The sequence below is a fragment of the Pseudoalteromonas piscicida genome (assembly GCF_002744175.1).
Lineage (GTDB): Bacteria > Pseudomonadota > Gammaproteobacteria > Enterobacterales > Alteromonadaceae > Pseudoalteromonas > Pseudoalteromonas piscicida_B.
The window spans coordinates 15,497-28,387 of the sequence record NZ_NKHF01000077.1; the positions used below are offsets into that span (position 1 = coordinate 15,497).

8 protein-coding genes and 1 pseudogene are annotated in these 12,891 nt (G+C 43.4%); 4 read left to right on the forward strand and 5 right to left on the reverse strand.

The window, feature by feature from the left end:
* Nucleotides 1–51 precede the first annotated feature (51 nt).
* From rpmG to radC, 3 genes are all read right to left on the reverse strand, one after another.
* Nucleotides 52–207: a 50S ribosomal protein L33 gene (gene rpmG / locus CEX98_RS16485; protein ID WP_099643121.1), complete on the reverse strand. Its 156-nt coding sequence runs from the start codon at nucleotides 205–207 to the stop codon at nucleotides 52–54.
* 12 nt (nucleotides 208–219) lie between these two features.
* Nucleotides 220–456, reverse strand: coding sequence for a 50S ribosomal protein L28 (rpmB, locus tag CEX98_RS16490; RefSeq protein ID WP_099643122.1), 237 nt, complete (start codon nucleotides 454–456; stop codon nucleotides 220–222).
* Nucleotides 457–984: 528 nt separating this feature from the next.
* The gene (gene radC, locus CEX98_RS16495; RefSeq protein ID WP_099643123.1) at nucleotides 985–1,659 is read right to left on the reverse strand and encodes a RadC family protein; all 675 of its coding nucleotides are present in this window, start codon (nucleotides 1,657–1,659) and stop codon (nucleotides 985–987) included.
* A gap of 124 nt (nucleotides 1,660–1,783) precedes the next feature.
* Between radC and coaBC the strand changes: the two genes are divergently transcribed.
* From coaBC to CEX98_RS16515, 4 genes and pseudogenes are all read left to right on the forward strand, one after another.
* On the forward strand, nucleotides 1,784–2,980 hold the full coding sequence (gene coaBC / locus CEX98_RS16500; protein WP_099643124.1) for a bifunctional phosphopantothenoylcysteine decarboxylase/phosphopantothenate--cysteine ligase CoaBC: 1,197 nt from the start codon (nucleotides 1,784–1,786) through the stop codon (nucleotides 2,978–2,980).
* Nucleotides 2,981–3,137: 157 nt separating this feature from the next.
* Nucleotides 3,138–3,725 (forward strand): nucleoid occlusion factor SlmA, encoded by a 588-nt coding sequence (slmA, locus tag CEX98_RS16505; protein ID WP_010376740.1) that lies wholly within the window; start codon nucleotides 3,138–3,140, stop codon nucleotides 3,723–3,725.
* Nucleotides 3,726–3,822: 97 nt separating this feature from the next.
* Nucleotides 3,823–6,590 (forward strand): annotated as a pseudogene (locus CEX98_RS16510) (prolyl oligopeptidase family serine peptidase).
* A 493-nt stretch (nucleotides 6,591–7,083) separates the two neighbouring features.
* Nucleotides 7,084–10,029, forward strand: coding sequence for a TonB-dependent receptor domain-containing protein (locus CEX98_RS16515; RefSeq protein WP_099643125.1), 2,946 nt, complete (start codon nucleotides 7,084–7,086; stop codon nucleotides 10,027–10,029).
* A 73-nt stretch (nucleotides 10,030–10,102) separates the two neighbouring features.
* Here the strand turns inward: CEX98_RS16515 and CEX98_RS16520 are convergent, their stop codons facing one another.
* Both CEX98_RS16520 and CEX98_RS16525 read right to left on the reverse strand, forming a co-directional pair.
* Entirely contained in the window at nucleotides 10,103–10,357 is a 255-nt protein-coding gene (locus CEX98_RS16520) for a hypothetical protein (RefSeq protein ID WP_099643126.1), read from the reverse strand.
* A gap of 126 nt (nucleotides 10,358–10,483) precedes the next feature.
* Nucleotides 10,484–12,682, reverse strand: a complete 2,199-nt coding sequence (locus tag CEX98_RS16525) for a bifunctional diguanylate cyclase/phosphodiesterase (RefSeq protein WP_099643127.1) — start codon at nucleotides 12,680–12,682, stop codon at nucleotides 10,484–10,486.
* Nucleotides 12,683–12,891: the final 209 nt, after the last annotated feature.

A 12,891-nucleotide genomic window follows, 5' to 3' on the forward strand; every position in this document is an offset into this window, starting at 1 on the left:
GAAAACAAAAAACCCAGCCGAGGCTGGGTTTTTATTAATTCTTGAAACGAATTACTTGATTTTCGCTTCTTTGAAGATCACGTGTTTACGAGCCTTAGGGTCGTATTTTTTGATCTCCATTTTTTCAGGCATGTTACGCTTGTTCTTGTCGGTAGTGTAGAAATAACCAGTACCAGCAGTAGAAACTAAACGGATCTTATCACGCATGATTTAAGCTCCTTAAATTTTTTCGCCGCGAGCACGGATATCTGCTAGAACCGCGTCGATGCCTTTTTTATCGATAATACGCATACCTTTAGTAGTAGTGCGTAGAGAAACGAAACGCTTTTCGCTTTCAACCCAAAAACGGTGTGTTTGTAGGTTAGGTAGGAAGCGACGCTTAGTAGCGTTGCGCGCGTGCGAACGGTGGTTACCAACCACTGGGCGCTTACCTGTAACTTGACAGACTTTAGACATGTCTATGTATCTCCAATAACTTCGCTCGAGCTTAATTTTCCCTTAAAGGCCTTTTAACTGCGTGCCCTAGGTAAAATCAAAGGGCGCTCTTTATACAGTATCTACAGGCAGAGATCAAGGATCTGATCCTACTGAAATCAGCTCATGGGTAAATTTGATAGCGGCCAATTATAATGATCCGAAGGCCTCTAGGAAAGTAAAAACTGCATTTAAATTGAACTAATTTATAAAATTTATACAAATGTGCTGATTTAACGAACAAAATTATGATTTTTACCCTCGCCCGTGTTTATTTTGGCGGTTTGATTTTTGTGCTTTTAGCCATACTTGTGTCAAGGCGCTCGACTAAATGCTCCATAATTCACTCAAAAGTTGAGTAACCAAGCACAAATTGAACGCCATAAGCCGCGTTTGAGCACATAGCAACAATGTTACTTGCCATGGCCATGTTATTTGGCAACACAAATGCTGTCGTCTACGCTCCATCTCAACCAAGCTGCACCCATAAACTGAGCACACAAGCCGTCGCTAGATGAGCCCTCGCTCAGCAAATGAAATACATTGGCTGCCAGCGATAATAAGATGATCCAGCACGTTAATATCAACCAAAGCGAGACCTTGCTGTAACTTCCTAGTGATAAGTTTGTCGGCTTCACTGGGCTCAGCCACGCCGGAGGGATGATTATGAGCAAAAATAACCGCAGCGGCATGATGCTTGAGTGCCGCTTTGACCACTTCTCTTGGGTAAACAGACGCGGCGTTAATCGTTCCGTGAAATAAAATGTCATCTTTAATCAAGCGATTTTGGTTGTCTAAATACAACACCATAAACACTTCATGACCAAGCCCACGTAGCTGCGCCGCTAAATATTCACGCACGGCACTGGGGTTTTGAAATACAGTTTCTCGTAAACATGCTTCTTTTAGATAACGCCGGCTTAATTCCAACACCGCTTGAAGCTGAGTATATTTTGCGACCCCTAGCCCCTTTACTGCTGAGAACTCTTCTAGCGATGCGTTAAACAAACTTTGTAAGGTTTGCTGCTCCTGCAACAGCGACTCAGCCAACTCAATGGCATTTAAGCCTTTGATCCCAGTGCGTAAGAAGATTGCCAACAACTCAGCATTGGTTAGGGCCTCTGGGCCTTGTTCAATCAGCTTTTCTCGAGGTCGTGCGGATTTTGGGAGTGTTGATATTTGCATAGCGATTCCTGTGTATATTTGCCTCCTTGGCAACTAAAGTGTAGCCAGCAACGGGGAGAATTCAAAAATTATCACCGACTGTGATATCTTTAGGTTATTAACTCTGTGACCGTATAAAACAAACATGCAAAGAAATAAACGCCTCTTACTTGGGATCAGCGGTGGTATCGCTGCTTACAAATGTGCAGAATTAGTTCGACGCTTAAAAGATCATCATATAGATGTCAAAGTGGTAATGACTGAATCTGCCAAGCATTTTATTACGCCACTGACGATGCAGGCGGTGTCTGGTGAGATAGTATCAGACTCCTTGCTCGACCCTCAGGCCGAGGCGTCAATGGGTCATATTGAGTTTGCAAAATGGGCCGATTTAGTACTCGTCGCACCCGCCACATCCAATATTCTCGCAAAAATGGCCATGGGCATTGCAGATGACTTACTCACCACCTTATTACTAGCCACACCTGCACCTGTAGCTGTAGCACCCGCAATGAACCAACAAATGTATGCCCACTTAGCCACCCAAGCCAACATCAACACCCTTGCCTCGCGTGGCGTTCAAATATGGGGGCCAGGTAAAGGTGAACAGGCTTGTGGTGATGTCGGCGCTGGACGCATGTTAGAACCACATGAGCTAGTTGAGCTCTGCGTAACTGCATTGACGCCAACACCACAAATACTCGCGGGAAAAACCGTGACTATTACAGCGGGCCCAACACGCGAAGCGTTAGATCCGGTGCGCTTTATTACCAATCATAGCTCGGGCAAGATGGGCTTTAGCCTTGCACAAGCTGCAACAGCACTCGGTGCGACGGTCAATCTTATTGCAGGCCCAGTGTCACTTGCTACCCCCGTTGGAGTGGCTCGTATTGATGTTGAAAGCGCAGCGCAAATGCACCAAGCCGCACTAGACTATGCGACAAAATCTGACATATTTATTGGTTGCGCAGCCGTTGCCGATTATCGCGCGGCTAACGTTGCTGAGCAAAAAATCAAAAAACAAGGCGATGAGATGACCCTCACACTGGTCAAAAATCCAGACATTATCGCAAGCGTGGCAGCCTTGAGTCAGTCACGCCCGTATACAGTTGGCTTTGCTGCTGAAACGCAAAACGTAGCCGAATACGCCCAGGGCAAATTAGTTAATAAAGGGTTAGATATGATCTGTGCTAATGATGTCTCGGACGCTACAGGTGGTTTTAATTCTGATAACAATGCCTTGACCCTATACTGGAAAAAAGACCGACTCGAACTCCCTTTTACTAGCAAAAAAGAGTTAGCACTTACTGTCATGCAAGCCATTGCTGAAAAGATAAAATAACCTTCATGTAAAAGACTGGAAAGAAACTGAATAAAACATTAACATGATACCCCGATAAGCGTGTAAACGAGTCGGGGTTTGCACGTCTGCGCATCACTCTCTGTGCCAAAATAACTCGGCAAAACATCATAACAATTAGAAAAATAAGGGAAATTTCATGCCAGCGACAAAACGCAGTAATCGCAAAGAGCAAATTCTTCAATCTCTCGCGCAGATGCTAGAAACCAGTCCTGGGCAGCGTATCACCACCGCCAAGCTAGCCGCTGAAGTAGGTGTTTCAGAAGCCGCTCTGTATCGTCACTTTCCAAGCAAGGCAAGAATGTTTGAGGGCCTGATTGAGTTTATTGAAGATACCCTGCTATCACGCATCAACTTAATTTTAGAAAACGAAAAAGAAACTCGTAACCGCATTTATAATATTCTTACTTTACTGCTGGCTTTTGCGGAAAAAAACCCAGGGATCACTCGTATCTTAACAGGTGACGCACTGCAAGGTGAGCAAGAGCGATTACGTGAGCGAGTGCAAAGTCTGTTTGAAAAACTCGAAACCCAATTTAAGCAAGTGCTGAGAGAGCGCAAGCTAAGAGAAGGTAAAGCCTTTACTAGCGAAGAAAGCGTTCTTGCCAATTTATTTTTAGCCTTTGTAGAGGGCAAAATGAACCAGTTCGTTAGAAGTGACTTTAAAGCCAAACCAACTGCACAGTTTGACAAGCAATGGGTCGAATTGGAAAAAATTTGGCTGTGATTTAGTCGCTTAATTGTATCCGCACACCGCAGAGCATTTTAGTTTCACCGCTAAAAGTGATAAAAACGCAATAAGTTTTGATTAAAATGCTCACTCTATGACCTTAAAATTATCTTTATTAAGCGCTGCACTATTCAGTGTTAGTAGCTTTGCTGCAAAACCCAATTTAGAATTTAAAGACGTTTTTGATTTTCGCTACGCACATGGCACCGTGATCTCTGAGCAAGGGGAATACCTTAGCTTAAGTGCACAACCTTATCGCGGTGATAGCGAAGGCCAAGTATACTCATTGCAAAGTAATACTCTCATTGCATCTGTGCCGCGCGGCACTAATCCAGTTATAAACAAAAACGCGCAATGGGTTGGCTTCACCCAAACGCCCACTTTGCTTGCCAAAGAAACCGCTGACAAAAAAGAAAAAAAAGCGCTAAAAAACAACTTAGTCCTAGTTAATACTGCAACCCAAGCGCAGCAAACATTTGCGGATGTAAAAGATTATCAAATATCAGACGATGGCAAGTGGTTAGTGTATCGTGAAGATGCACCGAGCAGTAGCAAACCAGAATCTGCCTCCGCTACAGAGCAATCAGGTCCAGATTTAGCTATCAAAGCAGACAAAAATGATAAAGCGTTTACGCTCGTTGTTGTCAACCTAGCAACTAACACCACCACTCGCTATGACGAGGTTGCAGCTTATGAGCTGGCGCCTAATAGCCAAGGTGTATTGATCAACCAACAAAGCGAAGATGGTAGTAAGAACCGCGTTGCGTTTATCGAGTTAGGCACCGCTCAGCTCTCAAGCTTAATTGATGAACCCGGTGTAACAGTGGGAGATATCGCATGGCAACCAAGTGGCGAAAAAGTCGCGTTTTACCTTGGTAATTATGTGAATGACGACAAGCGTCGCCGCGACTACCAACTTAAACTTTGGTCACCAAGCAATAATCAGTTAAGTAATATCGACAATCCAACGGGTTGTTTTCTGGTAAAACCGCAACACTAAAGTGGTCTGAAGATAGCACGCGTTTATTCTTTGAAAATCGTCCACAGCTTGAGAAAAAAACCAAAGCACTAAAGTATAAAGATGAAGGGTCACTGTACGATTACGATACGATCCGCCAGCAAAAAGGCTTAAAGGTATGGCATAACGCAGACCCTGAAATCAAGCCAAGAGAGATTAAAACTTGGGGTGAGAGCCGTCGCGACCAACATTATCAAGCGGTATTCCATGTTAATGGCGAACGTGTTGTGCAACTCGAAAACCAGCAAGTTCCTACAGTTTCTTTACAGACCAAGGCCGACTTTGTGCTCGGTCGTGACGATACAGCTTACTTAAAACAGATCATGTATAAAGGCTTTTACAATGATTATTACGCGGTAGACGTCAATACAGGTAAAGCTCAGCTGATCGTTAAAGAAAGCCCAAACCGTCCGAGTATTGCACCCAACGGACAATTTGCCGCTTATTTTGATGGCGAACAAGTTTGGTTAAAAGCACTGACAACACAAAAGCTGACGCCAATCAGTAAAGCTGTCAAACAAGCACTTTTCGCTGATGACAAACATGACTACCCAGAGCCAAATGCAGGTTATGGCTTTGCAGGCTGGCAACTGGATGGCTCAGTGCTATACGCCTATAGCAAATATGATATTTGGGCGTTTGATACCGCGACGTTTAATGCTACCCGCTTGACCGATGGGTATAAAACACAAACTCAATACCGAATTGAATATAAGGACCAAGATAAGCTTGGCTTTACGGCTGATGACACCCTGATATTAAGCGCACATAACCTTGTTAATAAACAGACTCATATTGCCAAGCTATCGCTTAACAATGGCAACCTAGAAACCGTTTTAGCGGGTGAAGCCAAATATAATGTCGTGAAAAAAGCAAAAGAGGCTGATACCTTCTTAATTACTAGGCAGTCTTACCATGAATTCCCTGATTATTGGGTGACAGACAGCCGCTTTAAACAACCTACCAAGGTGACTCACCTGAACCCACAACAAGCAACATTTGCTTGGGGCCAAAAGCCGGAGCTCGTGCAATATAAAGGCTACGATGGCGAAGATCTTCAAGGTGTGTTGATCAAACCGGCGAATTACAAATCGGGTGACAAAGTACCTGTGGTGATTTATTTCTATCGCTATATGAGTCAGCGCATGTATGACTTCCCGAAAATGGAACTCAACCACAGACCAAATTTCCCTATGTTCACGTCAAATGGCTACGCGATATTCTTGCCAGATATTCGTTTTGAAGTGGGTCACCCTGGCCGCTCTTCAACACAAACAATGATTAATGCCGCTCAAGCACTGATTGATAAAGGAGTCGCAGATCCAGATAAAATTGGTCTACAAGGTCACTCTTGGGCAGGCTATCAAAGTGCCTTTATGATCACCCAAACTGATATGTTCAAGGCAGTTGTGTCTGGTGCGCCAGTGTCTAACATGACCTCAGCTTACAGTGGTATTCGATTAAAGTCGGGGCTTGCTCGCCAATTCCAATATGAAACGGGGCAAAGCCGCATAGGCAAAACACTTACAGAAGCGCCAGAGCTGTACATCGAAAATTCACCGGTATTTTACGCAGACAAGGTTAATACCCCAATTTTGATTATGTTTGGTGATAAAGATGGGGCTGTACCATGGCAAGAGGGTATTCAATATTACTTAGCCTTGAGAAGGCACGATAAAGACGCGATCTTCTTACAATACGAAGGTGAACCACATCACCTAAAACAGTTTTCCAATCAAGTGGACTATTCAATTAGAATGAAAGAGTACTTTGACCACTACCTTAAAGGTCAGCCACCAGCCGATTGGATCACCTCAGGTGAGGCTTTCAGCGCCGAAGAATAACACTTTTTACCAATCTGGGCATGATATCCCGTCATGCCCAATCCTACCCGTCATGCCCAATCCTAAGACTTTCATTCCACAGCGTTTCCCTCTTCCTGCTTGCTAAATTAAGTGGTCTATATTGAGGCAAGAAAAGCTCGTTAATAACCCCTATTCCTCGCCCAACCTCCACCAAAGTATCACAACAAAACGCTACTACTCGATTTGCTTTAGATGAACACTTTTAAGCAGCCCCTATTCTGGGGAAACGCTTAAGCCAATGTAGCAAATTCTCTTCAACCCACGCTCTTAATATAGATACTTATAACCTTCAAGTTGTTAGCGTAAATTTATTAACACACTCCAAATATTGCATGCAATAAGTAGACACACACACTACAAAGCACTAAAAAGAGCAAATTTCAAGCTAACTATTGAATGAATTTTAAATGGCATGTAAATTGAAGGTGCAGGGAACTTTCCTATTCTGCTAACAAATAAGTAAGGAAATAAGATGAAACTTTCAAACCTATCGGCGACGATCAGGCTATCGCTCCTCGCCTGTTCAACGCTGACCATGGGCGTGTCTAATTTCGCACATGCCGAAACAGAGACCACAGCTGATAATAATGTAGAACGAATTGAAGTAACTGGTACTCGTATTAAAAGAGCTGCAATGACAGGTGCAAGCCCAGTCACCAGTTTAACGGCTGAAGATATAGAAATCGCAGGTATTACTCGAGTCGAAGATCTATTAAACAATATGCCTGCTGTATTCGCAGACCAAACCGCTGGTATGGCAAATGGTGCTACCGGTACGGCAACCGTTGATCTCCGGAATTTAGGTCCTTCTAGAACACTCGTTCTAGTTAACGGTCGTCGATTACCTTCTGGCTCACCTGCAGGGCAAGCCGGAGTGGGCGCTGACGTGAACCAAATCCCAGCATCTTTGGTTGAACGTGTAGATGTATTAACTGGTGGGTCATCTGCAACATATGGCTCAGATGCCGTTGCAGGTGTTGTAAACTTTATAATGAAAGACGACTTTGAAGGTTTCGAAATAGACTATCAAGGAAGTGCTTACAATCATAAAAATGACCATAAAGACATGCAGCGAGCCTTAAATGCTGCCGGATTTGATATCCCAGATTCCTCGGTTACTGATGGTGACACGCATGATATCTCTTTGATATTTGGTATAAACTCAGCAAATGACAAAGGGAATATTACAGGTTACCTTACTTGGCGAGACATTGATGATATTCGTCAAGACTCGCGTGATTTTAGTGCTTGTGCGATGAACTTAGAGCGTGATCGAAGTGAGCAAGATGCAGGTATTAGAACCTGTAGTGGTTCAAGTACGATCCCAAGTGTCCGATTAACAGACTTCGATAAATTTGATTACACGGTTTCAGGCAGAGATCTAGTTGATCGTAACGGTAAAGTATATAACTACGGACCGTTAAATTATTTCCAGCGTCCAGATAAGCGCAAAACGTTTGGCCTATTAGGTCACTACAACTTAACAGAAAAACATACGTTTTATGCTGAAATGAATTATATGGATAACCGGACGGTTGCTCAGATAGCGCCCTCAGGCTCATTCTTCAATGAAGAGTTATCTATTAAGTGTGATAACCCATTGTTGTCAGACTCACAGCGTGAGACCCTTTGTGGCCCGAATGGCCATGCTGTTGATGGTGCTGTAAGCGCATTTGTAGGTAAACGTAATATTGAAGGCGGCCCTCGCCAAGATGATCTTCGTCACACGTCAACTCGTTTTGTTTTAGGTATGCGTGGTGAGATCAATGACAATTGGACTTATGATGCTTTCTTTAACTACGGCAACGTGTCATACGAACAAACCTACCTAAACGATTTATCTAAACGTAAAATCAGTAAGGCTCTTCAGGCAACACGAGATGACGATAGTAATATTGTTTGCCAATCCGTTGTAGATGGCTCTGATCCAGATTGTATTCCTTGGAATATTTTTGACCTTGATAATATCACTCAAGAGCAAATTGACTATCTGACCATTCCTCTGTTCGCTCGTGGTGATACGCGCTCAAAACAAATCAGTGCTTTCGTTACGGGTGATTTGACTGAGTACGGCATAGCTGTACCTGGTACATCCACAGGCGTAGGTGTCGTATTAGGTCTTGAGCACAGAAAAGAGTCTATCAAGTTTAACCCTGACTATAACTTCATTACTAATGATGGTGCAGGTCAAGGTGGTCCGAGAAAACCGGTTTCAGGTCAGTTTGACGTTAATGAATTCTTCACTGAATTAAACATTCCGTTGATTGAAGACACTACATTCGCGGACTACATTACACTTGAACTTGCATACCGGTACTCGGATTACTCTACAGGAAAAGAAACTGATACCTATAAAGCAGCATTTGATGTTCGCATCAACGACAGTCTCGGTTTACGCACTAGCTATCAACGTGCGGTTCGAGCAGGTAATATCCAAGATCTATTCCGACCATCATCGTTAGAGCTGGTAAACTGGAATGATCCATGTGGTGGTTCTAACCCTGCATATACATTAGAGCAATGTTTAAGAACTGGTTTAGCGGCAGACCGTTATGGTTCAGACGGTTTAATTAACCCTGCGGGTCAATACAACTCGGTTCAAGCGGGTAATCCAAACCTGCGCCCTGAGAAGTCTGATACTTACTCGTTTGGCGTACTTTACTCACCCGAGTTTATCGAAGGTTTAGATATTGCTATCGATTACTTCGATATTACCATTAAAGACGCGATCCAACCTTACCCAGTTTCCTACATCGTAGAGCAATGTGCTGTAGAGAATAACCAAGAATTCTGTGGCCTTATCAACCGCGGTAGCACAGGTTCACTTTGGGTTGGCGAAGATGCCGTTACGGCTACAGACACTAACATAGGTAGTGTTGAAACTTCAGGTATTGATTTTGATGCCTCATACCGTTACACCTTACCAGAAGATATGGGCCTACTTAGATTCTCTTTAGTTGGTACATGGATGGAAAAGTTTGATACGCAAAACTCTCCAGGTGGTATCGTGGATGAGTGCGCCGGAAAATGGGATAACACTGTGTGTGAAAACCCGGTTCCAGATATGCGCTATAACTTTAAAACAACGTGGGTAACACCATGGGATATCAACGTAACCGCAACTTACCGTTATGTAAGCGAAGTTGAAGAGTTTTATCGTCCAACCGCAGCTGAACAGGCAGATCCATCGAAGCTTCCTGTGTTAGTTCCATTAACAGCTAGAGACTATGTCGATATTGCTGCGACTTGGAATGCAACAGAAAACTTGTCGTTCCGAGCTGGTATCAACAACGTATTTGATAATACGCCACCACTTGTGCCAGACGGCCCATCTGGTGTAGCAAATGGTAATACCTACCCAGGATTCCACGATATCCTTGGCCGTTATATCTTTGCTGGTTTCACATTTAGAATGTAATCCGATATATCGAATAAAAAAGCCCCAAAAGGGGCTTTTTTATAAAGCATTTTCATTGTCCTAAAGAACGTTTTTATTGCTTACCCACTGAGGAAGCCCGACGACGTAACATCTCTTTTGCTTCTCGCTCAGCTTCTGCCTTTTGTGCTGCAGTGCGACAACGTCTTTTGGTAAAACGTGTTCCTGTAATAATCTCTTGCTCACAGTATAACTGATCCCGAGGGCTGACTTCTGCTTGTGCTATTTTTTCGTCCACGTCAGACTCAGACTGAGTTGAGTTACAAGCACTAAGCCCAAGTGCCACAAATATCACAACAATATATTTCATCTTGCTTCTCCTTAAACCGTATCTATTATATTTGAGACCGAAGTCCATATATAAGAAAACCACTATCCTTCATGAGAGGTTAATTTTCAACCAAAACTTTTGATAAATGTTCGCCAATGTAAGAGGCTAACCCTTTTTCTGTTCAGCCAAAAAGTCCAATAGCGCTTTTTCTGGCATTGGCTTTGCCAATAAAAACCCTTGCACTTCATCACACCCAAGCTTTTGCAAGACCGCCATTTGCTCCTCGGTTTCAACACCTTCAGCAATCGTTTTTAGGCCTAATAGCTGGCTCAACGAGATAACCAAGTCAGCGATCGCGCCGCTATCATCGTGTGGGATGTCTTTAACAAAAGCACGGTCAATTTTAAGTCTTGCTAAGGGCAGCCTTTGCAAGTAGCTGAGCGATGAAAACCCAGTACCAAAGTCATCAATGGCAACCTCAACGCCAAACTCTTGTAGTTCTTGGAGCGTATTTATCACTGAATTTACTTCATCCATCACCACGCTCTCGGTTACCTCAAGCTCAATGTGCTTAGGTTCAACGTTGAAAGCACGAATGGTATCCTTAACTTGCTGAGCATAATTTGGCACTTTAAACTGCGGTACAGACACATTCACGGCAACACTTAGCTGCCCAAAGCCCTGTTGCTGCATGGTTGCTTGCAGTTGGCAGGCTTGCTCAAGTACCCATTGACCAATTTCAACAATGAGCCCTGCGTTTTCAGCAAGAGGTACGAAGATGGCAGGGGAAATATAGTTACCATTGCCCGAAGGCCAACGTAGCAACGCCTCACAGCCAATTACTTTGCGATCAGCAATAGAAAACTGAGGCTGATACCACACTTCCAGTTTATTCATCTCAAAATCTTGTCTAAGCTGCCTTATCAGCCCAAGTTTCCACGCCATTTTTTCTTCGAGATCTGGAGTATACCAATCCAGTGGAATGCTGGATTGTTTGGCCTGGTTTAACGCAATATAGGCAAGTTTGAGTGTTTCTATCCCTTGAGGTTGGAAGTCTTCTTGGCGACAGACACCAATGTGGAAATGCATGGTTAGTAGGTGCTCGCCGACTTGATAGGGCACACATAAATTATCAATAAAGGTCGCTTCATCAAACTGCGACTCAGGCAGTAAAAAACCAAACACATCAGCACCAATGCGCGACACTAATTGCGCATCCGGAAATTCGACGCTGATCCGCTCTGCCACCGCTTGCAGCAGCAAGTTCCCGACTTCCTGACCGAGCCCATTGTTAATATCTGAAAACTGAGCAATATCAATCAGCGTAAAAACTAAAGATTGCTCCTGATCGAAATAAGACTCTATTTTCTCGATGAAATTTGCGCGGTTTGGTAGTTTAGTCAAGGTATCTTTATATGCTACATCATGCAATTCGTGGAATAACTTAATGTTGTCTAGCCCAACCCCAACATTGGTTAAAAATATTTCTGCAAACTTTAACTGGGCGTCTGACGGTGCATCGTTTAACTCTAAATAAATTGCTGCCTTTTTATTTTTACTTTCTAGTAAGAAGGTAATGTCGTGGTCTGTGGACTGGTGTATTTCTGAATCGATGCAGTTTTGCACTTGCATAATAACGCGGCCATTATCGAGCTGCTCAATACCGTGACCAAAAAAGGCTCGGTACTCTTCGCTACCGCCAAAGACTCGCAAATGCATATCTTCTTCAGGGTAACCAATTACAACGCCCTCACCCGATGCACCAAGTATTTTCGACAATTGTGCTACAACAGCCGCAGCAAACGAGCTCATATCAGTATGACCAAGAATAGCACGAGAAGCGGAGAGGATCTGTTCTAAGGCATGGCTTTGTGCCTCAAGTTCACAGATTTGTTGATAAGAACGAATGGCGGTTAATAGCGAGGTAACTAGCTTACTACGGGTAAGCTCAGTCTTCATTTTGTAATCGTTAATATCATATTCGCGGATAACTTTTTCTTCTGGTGCATAGCCAGGTTGGCCCGTACGCATGATGATCCGTACCGACATGTTTTTTATTTCTTCACGAACTCGGCGGACGACATTAAGGCCAGCATCATCGGTTTCCATCACAACATCAAGTAACATAATGCTGATATCGTTTTGTTTTTTTAGTACTTCGATGGCCTCAGCACCCGAATAGGCATGGAAAAACCTGAGTTTTCTACCCCAAAATTCTAAATTTGACAGCGCAAGTTTGGTAACAGAGTGAATTTCTGGATCATCGTCAACGACCAATACATCCCAAAATGCACTTGTTGTTTCTTCTTCTTGAGTAACTTCGTCGTGCTCTGCAAACAAATAATCTTCTTGCTCAGGTGCCATGCTTTACCCTTTAAATCCGCACTACTCTTCAATTATAGGCACTGATCCACCCCAGTGTTTACCATCATATAAAATATGATACATTTTTACTATTACAGTTCAGTTTGCTAAAAATACATAAAATATTATAGTCGAGCATAGAACAAAATAGATGATTTAGCATACTTTTTACCAAAGAGGATTCCGTATCAAACGACTATCAACTCCCA

What these genes read in the sequence shown, in the direction of transcription:
- radC (WP_099643123.1), bottom strand. Translation starts at nt 1,659, where the DNA reads ATGCAAATATCAACACTCCCAAAATCCGCACGACCTCGAGAAAAGCTG.
- slmA (WP_010376740.1), top strand. Translation starts at nt 3,138, where the DNA reads ATGCCAGCGACAAAACGCAGTAATCGCAAAGAGCAAATTCTTCAATCT.
- CEX98_RS16525 (WP_099643127.1), bottom strand. Translation starts at nt 12,682, where the DNA reads ATGGCACCTGAGCAAGAAGATTATTTGTTTGCAGAGCACGACGAAGTT.
- rpmG (WP_099643121.1), bottom strand. Translation starts at nt 207, where the DNA reads ATGCGTGATAAGATCCGTTTAGTTTCTACTGCTGGTACTGGTTATTTC.
- coaBC (WP_099643124.1), top strand. Translation starts at nt 1,784, where the DNA reads ATGCAAAGAAATAAACGCCTCTTACTTGGGATCAGCGGTGGTATCGCT.
- CEX98_RS16515 (WP_099643125.1), top strand. Translation starts at nt 7,084, where the DNA reads ATGAAACTTTCAAACCTATCGGCGACGATCAGGCTATCGCTCCTCGCC.
- rpmB (WP_099643122.1), bottom strand. Translation starts at nt 456, where the DNA reads ATGTCTAAAGTCTGTCAAGTTACAGGTAAGCGCCCAGTGGTTGGTAAC.
- CEX98_RS16520 (WP_099643126.1), bottom strand. Translation starts at nt 10,357, where the DNA reads ATGAAATATATTGTTGTGATATTTGTGGCACTTGGGCTTAGTGCTTGT.